General features: G+C 64.5%; 18 protein-coding genes. 16 read left to right on the plus strand and 2 right to left on the minus strand.

Features of this window, described 5'->3' with window-relative positions; all coding sequences use genetic code 11:
* Positions 1 to 172: 172 nt before the first annotated feature.
* From ndhC to B7X49_RS02125, 13 genes are read left to right on the plus strand one after another with little or no spacing between them, the layout of a single operon-like run.
* Positions 173 to 580: an NADH-quinone oxidoreductase subunit A gene (gene ndhC, locus B7X49_RS02065; RefSeq protein ID WP_286702780.1), complete on the plus strand. Its 408-nt coding sequence runs from the start codon at positions 173 to 175 to the stop codon at positions 578 to 580.
* Entirely contained in the window at positions 529 to 1,176 is a 648-nt protein-coding gene (locus B7X49_RS02070; protein ID WP_286702781.1) for an NADH-quinone oxidoreductase subunit B, read from the plus strand. Before ndhC ends, B7X49_RS02070 begins: the two co-directional genes overlap by 52 nt.
* Positions 1,173 to 2,951, plus strand: coding sequence for an NADH-quinone oxidoreductase subunit C/D (gene nuoC, locus B7X49_RS02075; RefSeq protein WP_324503774.1), 1,779 nt, complete (start codon positions 1,173 to 1,175; stop codon positions 2,949 to 2,951). Before B7X49_RS02070 ends, nuoC begins: the two co-directional genes overlap by 4 nt.
* Entirely contained in the window at positions 2,938 to 3,432 is a 495-nt protein-coding gene (nuoE, locus tag B7X49_RS02080) for an NADH-quinone oxidoreductase subunit NuoE (protein WP_286702782.1), read from the plus strand. The genes nuoC and nuoE overlap by 14 nt, the downstream gene beginning before the upstream one ends.
* On the plus strand, positions 3,429 to 4,715 hold the full coding sequence (gene nuoF / locus B7X49_RS02085; RefSeq protein WP_286702783.1) for an NADH-quinone oxidoreductase subunit NuoF: 1,287 nt from the start codon (positions 3,429 to 3,431) through the stop codon (positions 4,713 to 4,715). The genes nuoE and nuoF overlap by 4 nt, the downstream gene beginning before the upstream one ends.
* 54 nt (positions 4,716 to 4,769) lie before the next feature.
* Positions 4,770 to 7,349 (plus strand): NADH-quinone oxidoreductase subunit NuoG, encoded by a 2,580-nt coding sequence (nuoG, locus tag B7X49_RS02090; RefSeq protein WP_286838132.1) that lies wholly within the window; start codon positions 4,770 to 4,772, stop codon positions 7,347 to 7,349.
* Positions 7,346 to 8,305, plus strand: coding sequence for an NADH-quinone oxidoreductase subunit NuoH (nuoH, locus tag B7X49_RS02095; RefSeq protein ID WP_286702785.1), 960 nt, complete (start codon positions 7,346 to 7,348; stop codon positions 8,303 to 8,305). The genes nuoG and nuoH overlap by 4 nt, the downstream gene beginning before the upstream one ends.
* 6 nt (positions 8,306 to 8,311) lie before the next feature.
* A complete protein-coding gene (gene nuoI / locus B7X49_RS02100) occupies positions 8,312 to 8,830 on the plus strand; it encodes an NADH-quinone oxidoreductase subunit NuoI (RefSeq protein WP_245594090.1) in 519 nt (172 codons plus the stop codon).
* Positions 8,827 to 9,342, plus strand: a complete 516-nt coding sequence (gene nuoJ, locus B7X49_RS02105) for an NADH-quinone oxidoreductase subunit J (protein WP_286702786.1) — start codon at positions 8,827 to 8,829, stop codon at positions 9,340 to 9,342. The genes nuoI and nuoJ overlap by 4 nt, the downstream gene beginning before the upstream one ends.
* 4 nt (positions 9,343 to 9,346) lie before the next feature.
* A complete protein-coding gene (gene nuoK / locus B7X49_RS02110) occupies positions 9,347 to 9,664 on the plus strand; it encodes an NADH-quinone oxidoreductase subunit NuoK (RefSeq protein ID WP_286702787.1) in 318 nt (105 codons plus the stop codon).
* Positions 9,661 to 11,535 (plus strand): NADH-quinone oxidoreductase subunit L, encoded by a 1,875-nt coding sequence (gene nuoL / locus B7X49_RS02115; RefSeq protein ID WP_286702788.1) that lies wholly within the window; start codon positions 9,661 to 9,663, stop codon positions 11,533 to 11,535. The genes nuoK and nuoL overlap by 4 nt, the downstream gene beginning before the upstream one ends.
* Positions 11,532 to 13,055, plus strand: a complete 1,524-nt coding sequence (locus B7X49_RS02120) for a NuoM family protein (RefSeq protein ID WP_286702789.1) — start codon at positions 11,532 to 11,534, stop codon at positions 13,053 to 13,055. The genes nuoL and B7X49_RS02120 overlap by 4 nt, the downstream gene beginning before the upstream one ends.
* Positions 13,052 to 14,425 carry an NADH-quinone oxidoreductase subunit N gene (locus tag B7X49_RS02125; RefSeq protein WP_286838138.1) on the plus strand — a complete coding sequence of 458 codons (1,374 nt, stop codon included), beginning with the start codon at positions 13,052 to 13,054 and terminating at the stop codon, positions 14,423 to 14,425. The genes B7X49_RS02120 and B7X49_RS02125 overlap by 4 nt, the downstream gene beginning before the upstream one ends.
* Before the next feature lie 25 nt (positions 14,426 to 14,450).
* Here the strand turns inward: B7X49_RS02125 and B7X49_RS02130 are convergent, their stop codons facing one another.
* Complete coding sequence (locus B7X49_RS02130) at positions 14,451 to 14,993, minus strand: CHAP domain-containing protein (RefSeq protein WP_286702791.1); 543 nt, start codon at positions 14,991 to 14,993, stop codon at positions 14,451 to 14,453.
* Positions 14,994 to 15,038: 45 nt separating this feature from the next.
* On the opposite strand from B7X49_RS02130, the gene B7X49_RS02135 reads away from it, so the two are divergent.
* Positions 15,039 to 15,221, plus strand: coding sequence for a hypothetical protein (locus B7X49_RS02135; protein ID WP_286702792.1), 183 nt, complete (start codon positions 15,039 to 15,041; stop codon positions 15,219 to 15,221).
* Positions 15,222 to 15,605: 384 nt separating this feature from the next.
* Here the strand turns inward: B7X49_RS02135 and B7X49_RS02140 are convergent, their stop codons facing one another.
* Positions 15,606 to 15,956, minus strand: a complete 351-nt coding sequence (locus tag B7X49_RS02140) for a RidA family protein (RefSeq protein WP_286702793.1) — start codon at positions 15,954 to 15,956, stop codon at positions 15,606 to 15,608.
* Between the two features lie 146 nt (positions 15,957 to 16,102).
* On the opposite strand from B7X49_RS02140, the gene radC reads away from it, so the two are divergent.
* Positions 16,103 to 16,921 carry a DNA repair protein RadC gene (gene radC / locus B7X49_RS02145; RefSeq protein ID WP_286838141.1) on the plus strand — a complete coding sequence of 273 codons (819 nt, stop codon included), beginning with the start codon at positions 16,103 to 16,105 and terminating at the stop codon, positions 16,919 to 16,921.
* Positions 16,918 to 18,465 (plus strand): YifB family Mg chelatase-like AAA ATPase, encoded by a 1,548-nt coding sequence (locus tag B7X49_RS02150; protein ID WP_286702795.1) that lies wholly within the window; start codon positions 16,918 to 16,920, stop codon positions 18,463 to 18,465. Before radC ends, B7X49_RS02150 begins: the two co-directional genes overlap by 4 nt.
* The last annotated feature ends 172 nt before the right edge of the window (positions 18,466 to 18,637 follow it).

Here is an 18,637-nt window from a genome sequence, read left to right on the forward strand (position 1 = left end):
AAAATTTTTTTATCTTTACTGATTTAATCTGACTCTGTCATCGTAATGTGATCGATGCCGCAGAGCGTCGCCGGGAAAACCGCACGAGCCTCAAAGGTGGTGCTGTCACGAGAGGAAACGCGATGATCGACCACGCCGGACTCGAAATCCATTCAAGCCTCGGCAACACGGCATGACGCCGACGCCACAACACTTCGTCGGACTTGGTTTCTACATCATCGCCATCATCGCAATGACCTGTGTCATGGTCGGCGGCTCCTATTTGCTCGGCCCCCGCAAGCGCGGCCCGGCCGATCCACACCCGTTCGAATCCGGCATCATGCCGATCCACGACGCCAAAATCAGGTTTCCCAGCCAATTCTACCTGGTCGCGATGCTGTTCGTCATTTTCGATCTTGAAATGGTCTTCGTCTTTGCCTGGGCGGTCGCCGCACGCCGTGCCGGCTGGCCGGCCTATGGCGGCATCATGTCATTCCTCGCCCTGCTCCTGGTCGCCCTGGCCTATCTCTGGCGCTCAGGCGCGCTGGAATGGCAGCCGCGGTCGCGGCGCCCTCTGCCAGCCCGGAACCGGGCGCTGTGAACCACCCAGCGCCGGACCCGACCGGCGCCAACCAGAAATTCATGCTCGGCAAACTGGAGGATCTGGTCTCCTGGGGTCAGAAACACTCGCTCTGGCCGTTCAATTTCGGTCTGTCCTGCTGCTACGTCGAAATGGCGACCTCGTTCACCTCCAAATTCGACATTGCCCGCTATGGCGCCGAAGTGTTGCGCGCGACCCCCCGCCAGGCCGATGTCATCGTCATCGCCGGCACCGTGTTCCTGAAAATGGCGCCGGTGGTGAAATATCTCTACGACCAGATGCTCGAGCCGCGCTGGGTCATCTCGATGGGCTCATGCGCCAATTCCGGCGGCATGTACGATGTCTATAGTGTCGTGCAGGGCGTCGACAGTATCCTGCCGGTCGATGTCTATGTGCCAGGCTGCCCACCCCGGCCCGAAGCCCTGTTCGAAGGCCTGTTACTGCTCCAGAACTCGATCAGCGCCACAAAACGCCCTTTGAGCTGGATGATCGGCGACACCGGCCCGGTTCCCTACACCCCGCCCAGCCAGCGCGACCTCAAGACCGACACCCGCATGGCCATGCGGACATCACCGCTGCCGGATCGCCTGTCATGAGCGTAACCTTGCCCGACGCCATTGCCCCACCTGCCCTGAAATCCTGCCCGCCCGCCGCCCCACCGGCGCAACCCGTGCCGCCATCGCCGCAAGCCACCACCGACGCCATCGAAACCATCTGGTGCGACGCCGATCACCTGATCCGCCAGATGCAGTACCTCAAAACCGACCAGGCCCAGAATTATCGTCTCCTGCTCGATATCACAGCGATCGACGAACGGCAGCGCACCCACCGTCCGCACCCAAATTGTGCCGATTTCACCCTGCTATACCATGTGCTTCGCCCGACCGACGGCAAGCAGCTAAGGGTGAAAATTCCGCTGACGCAGGATGCGCTGATCGCCCCAACCCTGTGCGCGGTGTTTCCTAACGCAAATTGGTACGAGCGCGAAATATGGGACATGTTCGGCATCCGCTTCGCAGGGCATGCCAATCTCCGCCGGATCCTGATGCCAGAAAGCTGGCAGGGCCATCCGCTACGCAAGGACCACTACAGCCGTGCGACCGAACGTGGCCCGTTCGTCATGCAAGCCGCAACCGAACAGGCCGAACAGTACGCGCTCCGCGATAGTCCAGCGCTCGCCGGCATGATCGACGATGCCGACGACGATCCCGAGACCATGATCATCAACCTCGGCCCCAATCATCCCAGCCTGCACGGCGTGCTGCGGTTGGTCGCCAAACTACGCGGCGAAGAGATCATCGATGTCGTCCCCGAAATCGGCTTCCATCATCGGGGTGCCGAAAAAATCGGCGAACGCCAGTCCTGGCACAGCTTCATCCCCTACACCGACCGCATCGACTATGTCGCCGGCGTGATGAATAATTTCCCCTACGTGATGGGCGTGGAACAACTGGCCGGCATCACCGTCCCGGCCCGCGCGCAAATGATCCGCATCATGCTCGCCGAGATGTTCCGGATCATCAGTCATCTCGTATTCTTCGGCACCATGGTCCAGGACGTCGGCCAGTTATCGCCGGTGTTCTACGTCTTTACCGATCGCGAACGCGCCCTCGAACTGATCGAAATGATCTGCGGCTTTCGCATGCACCCCTCGTTCTTCCGGATCGGCGGCGTCGCGGCAGACCTGCCCCAGGGCTGGGATGGCAAGGTCCGAGAGTTTCTAGCCTATCTGCCCAAGCGGCTCGACGAATATCAATCGATGGTAATGCGCAACCGCATATTCAAAGCCCGCACCATCGGCATCGGTGAATACAGCGCGGCCGAAGCGCTCGACTGGGGCGTCACCGGCCCCGGCCTGCGCGCCACCGGTATCGCGTTCGACTATCGCAAAATCCATCCCTATTCCGGCTATGATCAACTCGCGTTCGACATCCCGATCGCCCAGCGCGGCGATTGCTACAACCGCGTTCAACTGCGGCTCGATGAAATGCGCGAGAGCCTGCGAATCATCAGCCAATGCGTGGAACAAATGCCGCCGGGCCCGGTAAAATCGAACCATCCGCTCGCCATGCCGATGCCGCGCGAAGCCGTGCTGCATGATATCGACACGCTGATCCCACATTTCCTCAACGCGACCTGGGGTGCAGTAATTCCCCCCGGTGAGGTATCGACAACCATCGAAGCGACCAAAGGCCTCAACACCTATCATCTGGTCAGCGACGGCACCACCCAGCCCTACCGCGTGCGCATCCGCACCCCCTCCTTCGCGCATCTGCAGATCATCCCCGCGATCAGCCGCGGCGCCTACCTGGCCGACCTCATCGCGATTATCGGCAGCATCGATTTCGTGATGGCCGATGTCGATCGTTGAAGCCCAGCCCGCGCTCGACCCGACCGAACGCACCGAAATCCGCAATCTGATCGGCCACTACCCCACCGCGCGCGCCGCCGCGATCGATGCGCTGAAACTCGTCCAGCAACGGCGGCGCTACATCGGCGACAACCTCCTCGCCGAAATCGCCCACCTGCTCGGCCTGCCGGCCACCGAACTCGACGGCCTCGCGACCTTCTACAATCTGATCTACCGCAAACCGGTTGGCCAGACCGTTATCCTGTTGTGCGACAGTATCACCTGCTGGATCACGGGGCGCGATCATCTGGCACAGCACATCGAACGCCGCATCGGCATCAAGCCAGGCGAAACCTCGGCCGATGGCCGGTTCACGCTCCTGCCCATCGTCTGCCTCGGCCATTGCGATCACGCCCCGGCGATGATGGCGAACGATGTGCTGCACGGCAACGTCGATCCCGCCACGCTCGACGCAATGTTCGACGCCACGCCACTCCCATGAACACAGCGCCCGACCGCCCGCTGACGCGCAATATCCATCGCGGCGCGCCCCATCTCGATATCGCCGCCTACGAACGGGCCGATGGCTATCGCGCGGTCCGCGATACATTGGGCAAGACCGACCCCGCCGCCATCGTACACATGGTCACCGAGTCCGGCCTCACCGGTTGCGGCGGCGGCGGCTTTCCAACCGGGCGCAAATGGCAGTTGATGCCGAGCGCCGCACAACGGCCCGGCCCGCGCTACTTCGTGGTCAACGCCGATGAAATGGAACCCGGCACGTTCAAGGACCGCCTGCTGCTCGAAGGCGACCCCCACCAGATGATCGAGGGCATCATCCTGAGCGCCTATGCCGTCGAAGCGAACATGTCCTATATCTTCGTGCGCGGCGAATACTTCACCGCCATCGAGCGCCTGAACACCGCGATCGCGGAAGCCACGGCAGCAGGTCTGCTCGGCAAGAATATCCTCGGCTCCGGCTACAATCTTTCAATTCAGGTGCACGCCGGCGCCGGGCGCTACATCTGCGGCGAGGAAACCGCGCTGCTGAACTCCCTGGAAGGCCATCGCGCCATCCCCCGCGCCAAGCCGCCGTTTCCGCAGATCAGCGGCCTCTGGGGCTGCCCGACCATCGTCAACAATGTCGAGACCATCTGCAACATTCCGCACATCGTCCGCTACGGTGCGGCGTGGTATCGCAGCCTCGGCATCAACGGCGGCGTCGGCACCAAAATCTACGGCGTCAGCGGGCGGGTGAACCACCCCGGCGCCTTCGAACTGCCGATGGGCACGACGCTGCACGACATGATCGAGCACCATGCCGGCGGCATGAAAACGGGCTATGAACTGCGCGCCGTCCTGCCCGGCGGCGCGTCGACCGCGTTTCTCCCAGCCGATCAGCTCGACGTCAGCATGACCGCGCAAGCCATGGCGGCGCACGGCACCAGGCTCGGCACCGGCACGGCCATCGTGCTCGACGATCACACCTGCCCGGTCGGTTTCATCGCCAATCTGCAACAGTTTTTCGCCCGCGAATCCTGCGGCTGGTGCGCCCCCTGCCGCGATGGTTTGCCGTGGGTCGAACACATCCTGAAATCGATCGAGGCCGGCACCGGCATGATCGACGATCTCGATACGCTTGCGGAAATGACCGGCAATCTCGGCCCGGGCCGCACCTTCTGCGCCTTGGCACCCGGTGCGATGGCATCGCTGCAAAGCGGCCTGCGCTATTTCGGCGCCGAATTCACCCGGCACATCGAAACCAGGGCCTGCGCATGGACCTGAACCATCTGCACCTCGATGTCGATCGCACGATCATCACGGCCCAACCCGGCCAGAATGTCCTCGAAGCAACTCGACCTCCCCTATTTTTGCTGGCACCCCGCCCTCGGCGCGGTCGGCGCCTGCCGGCAATGCGCCGTCAAACTGTTCAACGGCCCGGAGGATCACACCGGCACTATCGTGATGGCCTGCATGACGCCGGTCACTCCGGGCATGCGTCTATCGATCACCGATCCGGCCACCGCGCAATTTCGCGACCGGGTGATCGAATTTGTCCTGACCAATCATCCGCATGATTGCCCGGTCTGCGAAGTCGGCGGCGAATGCCATTTGCAGGACATGACCGCTCTGGTCAAACATACAGAACGAAGCTACCGCTTTACCAAACGCACCCATCTCAACCAGGATCTCGGCCCCTTCATCCGCCATGAAATGAACCGCTGCATCGGCTGCTACCGCTGCGTCAGGTTCTACCGCGACTACGCCGGCGGTGATGATTTCGGCGTGTTCGGCGCCAACCGGAACATCTATTTCGGCCGCGCCACGCCAGGCACGCTGGAAAGCGAATTCGCCGGCAATCTCGTGGAAGTATGCCCGACCGGCGTGTTCGTCGACAAACCCTTCGCAACCAGGTTTCGCCGCAAATGGGACATGCGCGCCACCCCCTCGATCTGCCCGCACTGCGCCGTCGGCTGCAACATCACGGTGCAGGAACGCGAAGGCGAATTCAGGCGCGTCGTCAATCTTTATAACGCGGCGCTGAACGGCTATTTCCTCTGCGACCGCGGCCGGTTTGGCGTCGATTTCATCCGCTCACCAGCACGACGTCGCACATCCCTCCAGCGGGACGCGCAAGGCACCGAAACGCCCCTCGATATCGCAGCCGCGACCGCCGCACTCGCTGAACCGTTGCGAACGAACAATGTCATCGGCATCGGATCGCCGCGCGCCTCGCTCGAAGCCAACGCGGCCCTGCGCCTTCTGGTCGGGCCCGCGCATTTCTACGCCGGCGTGTCGGATCACGACGCCGATATCATCGCCACCGCCATCACGATCCTGCGCGATGCCGCCGTCCCGACCGCAACACCGGCCGATGCCGCGCAAGCCGATGCCGTGCTGATCCTGGGCGAGGACCCGTCCGACATCGCACCGATTCTCGCCTTGTCGCTCCGCCAGTCAGCCCAGCGCGCGACCAGCGAGGCCCTGGCAATCCGGCAGATCCCCGCCTGGAACGACAGCGCCGCGCGCCGCAGCGCCGCCGGGTCGCCAACACCGCTGATCATCGCGACACCGATGAGCACCAGGCTCGATGATTGCGCGACCGCCTGCCTCCGCCTCGCCCCGACCGCACTCCTCACCCTCGCCGCCACCATCAAAGCCCAACTCGAACACCCTTCAACCGCCGATCCAACCGCCATCGCGGCCATCCTGTGCTGCGCCTCCGCACCGGTCATCGTGGTCGGTGGCGACAGCGCCTTGATGCGCGCCGCCGCCAACATCGTCACCACCCTGCGCCGCCATGGGATCGCCGCGCGCCTGTCCATCCTGCTGCCCGAAACCAACAGCCTCGGCCTCGGCCTGTTCTGCGCACCACCACTATCCGCCGCCCTGGCCGCAATCCAGACAGGGCATGCACCGCATGTCATCGTGCTGGAAAACGACCTGCACCGCCGCAGCGAAACCGGGCCGCTGGAACACGCCTTCAGCCGCATCGCCTCACTCAGCGTGCTCGACTGCATCGAAACCCCGACCACCGCGACAGCCGATCTCGCCATCGCGGTCGGCAGCTTCGCCGACGCCGATGGCACGCTCGTCAACCAGGAAGGCCGCGCCCAGCGCAGCTTCAAGGCGATCTTCGGCGCCGACGATCCCGCGCCCTCCTGGCACATCCTGCGCAACGCCGGCATCGCCGCCGGCCGCCTCGACGCAACCGCCTGGGCCACCCACCGCGACCTGATCGAGGCGATGGCCGCAAACCTGCCCGACCTCGCCGCCTGCCGCACCCTCTGGCCGCACGCGCATGAGGGCGACATGCAGCGCCCGCCCACGCTGCCGCACCGCTACAGCGGCCGCACCGCCGTCAATGCGGCAAGCCATGTTCGGGAGCCTCAGCCCTTCGCAAACCCCGATTCCCCGCTCGGCCCGACGATGGAGGGCCCCATGCCGCGCACCGGCCTGATGCCCCATGTCTGGTCGCCCGGCTGGAACTCCGTGCAGGCAAACCTCAAATTCCCCTCGGCAGCCGAGCCGGGCGTCATGCTCTTCCCGGCCATCACACGCATCCCCACCGAACTGCCGCTCCCCCATCCGCCATCACCGACGCCGGGTATACTCGCCCTGCCGATCCGGCGCGTATTCGGCTCGGATGAGCTGAGCAATCTCGCGCCCGCAGTCGCATCACGCGTGGGCAGCCCCATCCTCCGCCTGAACCCCGCCGATGCCGCAACGCGCGGCCTGTCCGCCGGCACGATGGTCGATTGCACGATCGGCACAACCACGGTCCGCCGCACCATCGCGCTCGACCCGACCATGGCCGCAGGCGTCGCCGGCCTCACGATCGGCGTCCAGGGCGAAGCGAACCCGCCCCTGCCCGGCAGCCTTACCATCACCGCAAGCCACCCCGGCGAGCCCTCATGAACGCCATTTTGCTATCCCTGGTCCAGGCGGTCGCCGTCCTGCTCGGCATCACCCTGCTCGCCGCCGGCCTCACCTTCGCCGAGCGCCGCCTGCTCGGCTTCTGGCAGGACCGGCTTGGCCCCAACCGGGTCGGCTGGCAGGGCACGCTGCAAATCGTCGCCGACATGATCAAGATTTTCTTCAAGCAGGATTGGACACCGCCCTTCGCCGACAAAATCATCTTCACCGCAGCACCCATCATCGTGCTGACCACGGTGGTACTCGCCTTTGCGGTCATCCCGCTCGGCCCGTTCGCCGGCATCATGCCGAACCTGAACATCGGCCTGCTGTTCTTCCTCGGCATGACCTCGCTGTCGGTCTACGGCGTCATCCTCGCGGGGTGGTCGTCGAACAGCAAATTCGCCCTGCTTGGCGGCATGCGCGCGGCGGCGCAAACCATCAGCTACGAAGTGTTCATGGGCCTCGCCGTGGTCGGCGTGGTCATGCTGACCGGCTCGTTCAACCTCGAAACCATCGTCGCAGCACAAACCCGCCTCTGGTTCGTGATCCCGCAATTCTTCGGCTTTCTACCCTTTCTGATCGCCGGCATCGCGGAAGCCCACCGCCTGCCGTTCGACCTGCCGGAAGGCGAAAACGAGCTGGGTGCCGGGTTTCACACCGAATATTCCAGCATGAAATTCGGCATGTTCTTCATCGGCGAATACGCCAGCATCGTGCTGATCTGTTCGATCACCGTCGTGCTCTATTTCGGCGGCTGGCACGGCCCGTTGCTGCCGCCCGCCCTCTGGTTCGCCCTGAAAATTGGCTCATTCATCGCCTTCTTCATCCTGCTGCGCGCCGCCCTGCCCCGCCCGCGCTACGATCAGTTGATGTCATATGGCTGGAAGCTGATGCTGCCGCTCACCATCGCCAATCTCGCGATCACCGGCGCGCTGATGCTCGCCGGCATCGAGTAGCCCCGCATGTTCATCATCAGCGCCATCCGCACCCTGTGGCTCACCTTCCTGCATCTGTTCCACAAGACCGAAACCGTTCAATATCCGGAACAAAAACCCTATCTCGCGCCGCGCTACCGCGGCCGCATCGTGCTCACCCGCGATCCGGACGGCGAGGAACGTTGCGTCTCCTGCTACCTCTGTGCGGCGGTCTGCCCATGCGACTGCATCAGCCTGCAAAAGAGCGCGGCGCCGGACCAATGGACCCCCGAGCATTTCCGGATCAATTTTTCCCGTTGCATCTTCTGCGGCTTCTGCGAGGAAGCCTGCCCGACATCCGCCATCCAGCTCATCCCCGATTTCGAAATGAGCGAGATTTCCCGCCAGAGCCTGGTCTATGAAAAAGAGCATCTGCTGATCGCCGGCACCGGCAAGGTGCCCGACTATAATTTCTACCGCATTGCCGGCGTCGCAACGCCCGGCAAACCCAAAGGTGCTGCGCTCAACGAAAGCCCGCCGGTCGACCCACGGGGGCTGCTGCCATGAGCCCGTCGTGTTACGACATCGTGTTCTACGCTGCCTCCGCCTTTGCCCTGCTCACCACGGCAATCGCGATCACCCGCGCCAACCCGCTCTATGGCCTGCTCAATTTCGTCCTCTCGCTGCTCGGCATGGCGGTGGTGTTCTACACGCTCGGCGCGCCGTTCGCCGCCGCGCTCGAAGTCATCGTCTATGCCGGTGCCATCATGGTCCTGTTCCTGTTCGTGGTGATGATGCTCCGGCTCGACCGCACCGCCATCGCGCGCGAATCCGGCTGGCTGACAAGCTCGATCTGGATCATCCCCATCCTGTCCGGCGCGGCACTCGCCGGCGAATTGCTCTACGGCCTGCTCGGCAGCACCGGCCCGGCAGGCGCGCATCACATCGTCTCGCCCCAGGCGGTCGGCCTTAAACTGTTCACCACCGATCTCGCCGCGGTCGAACTCGCCTCGATGCTGCTGCTCGCCGGGCTGATTGGCGCGTACCACCTCGGCCGCCCGGCCAGGGCGCGGGACTAGGCCGATGGTCAGCCTCTCCTGGCACGCCCCGGCCACCCTCGCCGCCATGCTGTTCATCATCGGCCTGATCGGCCTGCTCGCGCGCCGCAGCCTGATCTTCGTGCTGATGTCGATCGAAATCATGTTGAACGCGGCCGGCCTGCTGTTCATCACCGCCGGCATGCGCTGGGGCAACCCGCAGGGCCAGATCATGTTCATCTTCGTGATCAACCTCGCCGGCGCCGAACTCGCCCTCGGCCTGATCCTGCTGCTCCGCCTGCGCAACCGCCTCACCACGCTCGACGGCGATGCCGCCAACCGCCTGCGGGATGCCCAGGCATGAACCATCTCCTCTGGCTCGTCCCCGCCAGCCCGCTGATGGGCGCCACCATCCTCGGCCTGTGCGGCACAATGCTGCCAGCCCGCGCCGCAGCCATCATCGGCACCGCCAGCGTCGGCATCGCCGCCCTCATCGCGATCCTGATCGGGCTCCACTGGTATGCCGCCGCACCGCCATCGCACCTATTCATCCAACATCTCTGGACCTGGCTGACCCTGCCCGGCCTCACGGTCGATATCAGCCTCTACCTCGATCCGGTCGCCCTGCTGATGATGCTGGTCATCACCATCATCGGCACGCTGATCCATCTGTTTTCGACCGCCTATATGACGGGCGAAGCCGGCTACAGCCGCTATTTCGCCTATCTCAACCTGTTCGTCGCCGCGATGCTGCTGCTGATCCTGGCGAGCGATCTGCTGGTGCTGTTCGTCGGCTGGGAAGGCGTCGGCGTCTGCAGCTATCTGCTGGTCGGCTTCTGGTTTCAGGATGCCGCCAACGGCTATGCCGCGCGCAAATCCTTCATCGTCACCCGCATCGCCGATATCGCCATGCTGGCCGGCATTCTGCTGCTGGCGGTCAAACTCGGCACGCTCTCGATCCAGCCGATGCTCGCGCGCGCAACCGAACTCTGGCCGCACGGCGGCGCATGGCCAACCCTCGCCGCGGCCCTGCTGCTGATCGGCGGTCTCGGCAAATCCGCCCAATTCCCGTTCCAGACCTGGCTGCCCGACGCCATGGCCGGGCCGACGCCGGTCAGCGCCCTGATCCACGCCGCCACCATGGTCACCGCCGGCGTCTATCTCGTGGTGCGGCTCCACGTGCTGTACCTGCTCGCGCCGGACGTGCTGCTCGCGATATCGATCGGCGCCGGCATCACCATCCTGCTCGCAGCCCTGGCCGCAATGGTGCAGTCCGACATCAAACGCGTGCTCGCCTACTCCACGATCAGCCAGATCGGCTACATGTTCCTCGCCCTCGGCGTCGGCGCCTGGTCGGCCGCGATGTTCCATTTCCTCACCCACGCCGTCTTCAAGGCGCTGCTGTTCCTCTCGGCCGGCGCCATCGCCATGCGGCTCGACCATGAGCAGGACATTTTCAAAATGGGCGGCCTGCGCACAAGCCTGCCGCTCGCCTTCTGGAGCTTCCTGATCGGCGCCGCCTCGCTCGCCGCGGTGCCGATCATCAGCGCGGGGTCGTTCAGCAAGGAAATGATCCTCGGCGCGGTCTGGTTCGCACCCGGCATCGGCCCTGGCTTATGGGCGGCCGGGCTGCTCGGCGCGCTGATCACCGCAACCTATAGTTTCCGAGTGGTCTTTCTGGTGTTTTTCGGCCCGGCCCATACCCCGGTCACCGGCCGGTCCGGCGCGCCGATCGCCGTGCCGCTCGTGCTGCTCGCCGCCGGATCGCTGCTGATCGGCTGGCTCGAAACACCCTCGTTCCTCGGCGGCGATCGTCTGGTGATGACCCTGCTCCACCCCGTGCTCGGCAGCCCGGCACCCCGATCGGCGCTGGCGATTCTGGTGGAGGCCGCCGGCTACATCGTCCCGCTGCTCGGCATCGCCATCGCCTATACGCTGTATCGCAACGGCCATTGGCAGCGCGCCGCCGCCGCCGAACCGGGCGCGCTCCGCCGCCTGCTGCGCACCGGCTTCGGCTTCGATGCGCTCTATGAAGCCCTGCTGGTCCGCCCGTTCATGGCGCTGGTGCGCGCGCTCGGGCACGACCCGGTCGACCATGTCGTCACCCTGATCAGCGCCGCGACGCTGCAACTGCACCACACCCTCCGCCGCAGCCAGATCGGCCAGATCCGCCGCTACGCTGCCTGGCTGATGGCCGGCTCGATCGCAACCATCGCCCTGTTGGTGTTCGCATGATTCTGGCCTGGCTCCTGATCATCCCCCTGCTCGGCGGCCTGCTCGCCTGGCCGGCCGACCGCATCACCCCGATGCTGCCGCGCGCCATCAGCCTCGCCACCCTCCTGCTCGAACTCGGCCTCATCCTGCCCCTGGTCCATGGGCCAGGCACCGCCAGCCTCACCACCCCCAATCTGATCACCTCAGGCCACTGGCTCGCCACGTTCGACACAAGCTGGATCCCGACCCTCGGCATCAGCATCCGCCTCGATCTCGACGGGTTGAGCTGGCTGCTGATCGTGCTGACCATCATCATCGGCCTGTTCGCCGTGATCGTATCCTGGCGCGAGATCGATCACAGCACCGGCTTCTTCCACGCCAACCTGTTATGGTCCCTTGCCGGATCGATCGGCGTGTTCCTCGCGCTTGATCTGTTCCTGTTCTTCTTTTTCTGGGAAGTGATGCTGGTGCCGATGTATTTCATCATCGCCATCTGGGGCCACGAACACCGCCGCCGCGCCGCGATCAAATTCTTCCTGTTCACCCAGGGCAGCGGCCTGCTGATGCTGCTGTCGATCCTGGCGCTCGCCTTCCTCCACCAGCGCCAGACCGGCGTGCTGACCTTCGATTATGTTACCCTGCTGGCCAGCCAGCCGACCGGTCGCCTCGGCACACTCATCATGCTCGGTTTCTTCATCGCCTTCCTGGTGAAACTGCCATCGTTTCCGGTACACATCTGGCTGCCGGACACGCATACCGAAGCCCCCACCGCCGGCTCCGTCATCCTCGCCAGCATCCTGCTGAAAACCGCCGGCTATGGGCTGATGCGCTTTGCCGTACCGCTGTTCACCGCCGCCGCGCACCACATTGCCCCGCTGGCGATGGCGCTCGGCACCATCAGTATTTTCTACGGCGCCATCCTCGCCTACGGCCAGTCGGACCTGAAAAAACTGGTCGCCTACTCCAGCATTAGCCACATGGGCTTCGTGCTGATCGGCATCTACAGTTTCAACGCACTCGCCTGGCAGGGGGCGGTGATCCTGATGATCGCGCACGGCGTCAGCACCGGGGCGCTGTTCATCACGGTCGGCAGCATCCAGCACCGCCTGCACACCCGCGACCTCACGCGGATGGGCGGTCTCTGGACCGACCTGCCTCGCCTGTCCTCGTTCGGCACGTTCTTCGTCATCGCCTCGATGGGCCTGCCCGGCCTCGGCAACTTCGTCGGCGAATTCCTCATCCTGCGCGGCGTCTATGCGGTGTCCCCCGCCATCGCCATCCTCGCCGCGATCGGCCTGATCCCGGCAGCACTCTATTCCCTGATCGCGATCCAGCGCGCCTTTCACGGCGAGGCCCACGCCACGCGCAAGATCCATGATTTCGGCACGCGCGAAACCACCATGATGCTGGCACTCGGTGCCGCCGTCATCTGGCTCGGCATCGATCCCCAGCCGGTCCTGAAAATCGCAGGACCCAGCATCGCTGCACTGCTGCCGATCACCCATGCCGCGGCAATCCCCGCCACCAGGCGCGGCACATGATGACCCTGATGCAGGCAGCCGCCCCGTTGCTCATCCTCGCCCTCGCCGTCACCGCAATGCTCGCCGCCCTCGCCATCCGCCGCTCGTTCGCCATCACAGTGATCATCGCCGCAACCGGCCTGATCCTCGCAACAATCAGCATCCCCTGGGCGCTCGCCGCCCGCGCCAACCCCTTCCCCAGCCTGTTCAACCTCACGCCGGATGCGCTCGGTTTCGCGGGGCTGATCCTGCTCGCTGGCCTCGCCACCCTGATCCTCGCGACACTCTATCTGACCCGCGACCTGCCACTCCCGCGCGAGGAATATCCCCTGCTCCTCGTGCTCGCGACGCTCGGTGCCGTCGCCATGGCGACCAGCGCCGGGTTCATCACCCTGTTTCTCGGCCTCGAGACCATGACGATCGCAATGATCGGCATGATCGCCTACCCGCGCGACCGACCGGAAGCCGAGGAAGCCGCGCTGAAATACCTGGTGCTCTCCGGCATGTCCTCGGCGATCGTCCTGTTCGGCATCGGTCTCGCCGCACTCGCCACCGGCCATCTCACCTTCGCCCCGCTGCTGGCCGCTGGCCCGAACCCGATCATCCTGACCGCCCTGGCGCTGATCGGCGCCGGCGCCGGGTTCAAACTCTCGGTGGTCCCGTTCCACATCTGGGTGCCGGACATCTACGCCGGCGCGCCGGCGCCGAGCGCCGCCTATGTCGCGGTCATCCCCAAAATCGCGGTGATCGCGGTCATCCTGCACCTGCTGGCGATGCCGGGCAGCACCGTCTCGCCCATCCTCGCCAGCGCGGTCGGCATCGTCGCGATGCTGTCGATGCTGGTGGGCAATCTGCTCGCCCTGATGCAGGAAAACCTCAAGCGCGTGCTTGGCTATTCCTCGATCGCACATCTCGGCTATCTGCTGATCGCCCTGCTTGCGGCAGGCAGGATCGGCCGTGCCGGGGTGATTTTCTATATCGTGACCTACGCGATCACCGTGATCGGCGCGTTCGGCGTCATCGGCGTCCTGTCGCGCGCCGGCTCAGCGCGCGATGCCGATCAGATCGACGATCTGCGCGGCCTGTTCTGGCATCGCCCGCTGCTCGCCACCATCATGACGCTGATCCTGCTCTCGCTTGCCGGCATCCCGCCCGCGATCGGTTTCATCGCCAAACTCTACATCATGGCTGCCGGCGTGAGCGCCGACCTGCGGGTGCTCACCGCGACGCTGGTGCTGAGCAGCGTGGTCGGCCTGTTCTATTATCTGCGAATCATTCTGGTAATGGCGCTGAAACCGGCCGATCGTGGCGAAGCCCCGGCCAACATCATCGCCATCCCGATCACCGCGCCGCAATCATTGATGACGCTGTTGCACGCGGTGTTCAAATGAACACCGCAGACCGCTCCGGCGGGCTTCAGCGCAACGTGCGGTTCGGCGCGATCAGGCGGATTTTATGGGTAACCGGCGCTTCGGCGACCTCGGTTCTGCCGCTGTTGGCATAGACCAACCCGTTGGATTGCTCGGGATAGATGAAGCCGTAGGTCGGATAGGTCGAACCGAACCGGCCATCCCCGATCGAAACCTGAACCTCGGACCAGTTGTTGTTCGGCGACACGTCGATCACCGGCACGTCGTGGCTGACCCGGTCGGGCACCCAGTTCGCCTGGTTGACCAGAACTTCGCGGCTGTTGATCACCTGGGCGACCACGGCGACATGACCCATCGGAATCCGCCGGCTCGAGCGGAAGTTGAGCACCGCGCCCGCCTCCGGCCGTTCACCACGACCATACCGGCCCGCCGCCTCGGCCCACCACAGGAAGGCGTCGCCGGTCAGATCGATATGCGACACGTCACGCGCGTAAGGCACGCACCACAGGTAATCGGCGTGACGGACGTAACGGTGAAGTTCGTGATGCACCACGTAGTCGTGCCGATAATCCGGGCGCCGCGCCGCCACCCGGCGACATACTGCATGGTGATAAGCGGCGGCATGAACTTCAGGATGACGAACCACGTCATGCCGGATCACCGCATGATGCTGGACGATGTGACGCAGCACCGGCCGCCGGATTGCGACCTTACGGGTTACGACGTGGCCATGAAAAGCGACTTTACGGGCGACAACCGGGCGATGTGGTGCGGCATGGAAGGTTTTATGGGTGGAATTCGCATGACTGATTTGTGAGAAACCAAAAATGGCAGAAAGGCACCCAAGAACACGGACCGCGCCTCTGATCTTTTTGCCACCCTGCCTCATACCCTGCTCGTCCCCAATCCGTCTCGAAGCCAACTCTTACGCAGCAAAACGCCCACCAAACAAGCCCTTAAGCCGGAATGTTCCGGTACCTCTTCAACAGAACTCGCTGTCTTCAAGGCAGCGACTCCGTCTCCAGCCTACCGGACGTCTGCATTCTTGTTACGGGGGCACTGCAAAATCTGCAACCCTCAATACTGACAAAAATGTCACGAGGTAGAAAATTTTAATCTTTCACCGTCTCGCTCGGCGTAAATTAAGATCAATTTCCTAAATTTTTATTAAGGGTGGCGAATTGTGAGTTGGTCATGAAACTCAGCGGCAAGCCGTGACCATGATCTCCACCAGATAGCGTGGGTCGGCGAGTTTCGCTTCCACACAGGCCCGCGCCGGCGCGCCGCCTTCCGGCAGCCAGGCGCTCCACACCGTATTAAGCGCCGCCCGGTCTTCGATCGATTTCAACCAGATCTGGGCCTGCAACAGACGCGTCTTGTCCGTCCCATGAAGTTCCAGCAGCGCATCGATCTGATCGAGCACGTTCCGCGTCTGCGCCGCCACATCGCCGTCCAGATCGGTCGCAACCACGCCCTGCGTGTAGATGAAACCATGGTATTCAACGACTTTCGCAAGAACTTCGTTGGCTTCGGTGCGAATGATACGGCTCATCACAGATCCTCCTGATTGAGCCCGCCTTGTATCGAACCGTCGCGCCATCACGCAACCCGTGGTCGCACGATTGCGCTGGACAAATGCCGGACTCCCTCTCTATCCTACAACCTAGGCGCGATAATTTCCCGAAAGGTCAGGCGCGATTGTGGGAGAAACTGCTACGCGGCATCCGCAAGGCCCCGGACCACGATTTCCCGGAAGCGCCCGCGCGGCCAACCCGCAAAGGCTTCGCGGAACGTGACCAGTTCGATGCGGCCAGCGCCGCCGAGCTGCCGTTCGCCAGCACCGGCCCCCAGGGCCACCGCGGCCGCATGCGCGAAAAACTGCTTGATCGCGGCGCCGACGCCCTGGCCGATTACGAATTGCTCGAAATGCTGCTGTTCCTCGCCTTCAAGAAGGGCGACACCAAACCCCTCGCCAAATCATTGATCAACCGATTCGGCTCCTATGCCGGCGTCCTCGCCGCGCCGATCGAATCGCTGTTCGCGCACGAGGGCATAGGCATCCACAGCGTCGCCGCCATCAAACTCATCCACGCCTCGGCACTCCGCCTCGCCCGCACCGAACTCGCCGACCAGCCGGTGCTGAACAATTGGGACCGGCTGATCGACTACCTGACCATCGCCATGGCGCGCGAGTCGATCGAACAATTCCGCGTCCTCTATCTCGACAACCGCAACCGCCTGATCGCCGATGAAATCGCCTCGCGCGGCACGGTCAACCACACCCAGGTCTACGTCCGCGAACTGGTCACCCGCGCCTTGCAGAACCACGCCACCGCCCTGATCCTGGTGCACAACCACCCGAGCGGCGACCCCACCCCCTCGCGTGACGACATCGAAATGACCAAGGAAATCCAGCGCGCCATCGCCCTGCTCGAAGTGACGCTACACGACCACATCATCATCGGCAAAGGCGCCTGGCTCAGTTTCCGCCGCGAAGGCCTGTTGCGCGCCGCATGAGCATCGCACGGGTCCAGACCTTCTCGTTCTCCGGCATCGAAGCCCTGCCGGTCGAGGTACAGGTGCAGATCGCCCCCGGCCTGCCGCTGTTCCTGATCGTGGGCCTCGCCGACAAAGCCGTCGGCGAATCGCGGGAACGGGTGCGCGCCGCGTTGACCGCCATGGGCCTCGCGCTGCCGCCCAAACGCATTCTGGTCAACCTCGCCCCCGCCGACCTGCTCAAGGAAGGCAGCCATTTCGACCTGCCGATCGCCCTCGGCGTGCTCACCGCGATGGACATCCTGCCCGCCGAGGAAATGGCCCGCTTCGCCGCCCTCGGTGAATTATCGCTCGATGGCCGCCTCGCCCCGGTCGCCGGCGTGCTGCCCGCCGCCATCGCCGCCGGGGCGCGCGACCTCGGCCTGATCTGCCCGGAATCCCAGGGCGCCGAAGCCGGCTGGGCCGGCGAAATCGGCGTGCTGGCACCGCCCAACCTGCTCTCCCTGATCAATCATTTCAAAGGTGATGGTATCCTCACCCCGCCGCCGCGCGGCACGATCGACCGCACCGATGACGGCCCCGACCTCGCCGATGTCCGCGGCATGGCCACCGCCCGCCGCGCCGTCGAAATCGCCGCCGCCGGTGGTCACAACCTGCTGATGATCGGCCCGCCCGGCGGCGGCAAATCCATGCTCGCCGCCCGCATCCCCGGCCTGCTGCCGGACCTCACGCCGCGCGAAGCCCTGGAGGTCAGCATGGTCCACAGCGTCGCCGGCATGCTGACCGAAGGCAGGCTGGTCACCCGCCCGCCGTTCCGCGAACCGCACCACTCGGCCAGCATGGCGGCGATCGCCGGCGGCGGCAATCGCGCCAAACCCGGCGAAATCTCGCTCGCCCATCGCGGCATCCTGTTCCTCGACGAATTTCCCGAATTCCCCCGCGCCGCGCTCGAAGCCCTGCGCCAGCCGCTGGAATCCGGCCGCACCACCGTCGCCCGCGCCGCCGCCCATGTCACCTACCCGGCCCGCTTCCAATTGATCGCCGCAATGAACCCCTGCCGCTGCGGCTATTTGTTCGACCCCGCCCGCGCCTGCGGCCGCGCACCCCGCTGCGGCGAAGACTACCAGAGCAAGATCAGCGGCCCGTTGATGGACCGGATCGATATCGTGATCGAAATCAGCCCGGTCACCCCGGCCGAATTGCTGCACGCCCCGCCGGGCGAAGCGACCCCGCGCGTCGCCGCCCGCGTCACCGCCGCGCGCGCCCTGCAACGCGCCCGCTACGGCGATGCCGCCGCGAACAACGCCGAAGCCGCCGGCGATGCGATCGATTTGATGCCGGACGCCAAAGCATACGTCGAACAGGCCGCCGAAAAACTCCGCCTCTCGGCGCGCGGCTTCACCCGCATCCTCCGCGTCGCCCGCAGCATCGCCGATCTCGCCGGCGCCCCGCTGGTCCGCCGCACCGATATCGCCGAAGCCCTCGCCTACCGCCACCGCATTCCCGGCCGCAACCCATTGGCCAATTCACCCATCAAGCTGGTCGCCTCGCGGGACGCTGGTTGAAACTCATCCCCGGTAGGAGCATGTTCTTGCCATGACAAAACAGTTTTCGGCACCGTGGATGAACCCCGCCTATTGTCCCGTCGCAGTGATTATGACGGGTTGATCCAATCCAAGAACGGGTAGTTCCTGCGGCGCGACGAGCATCTGAATGCTGCGAGGGACGCCGGGCAGC

Source organism: Acidiphilium sp. 34-64-41, assembly GCF_002282635.1.
Lineage (GTDB): Bacteria > Pseudomonadota > Alphaproteobacteria > Acetobacterales > Acetobacteraceae > Acidiphilium > Acidiphilium rubrum.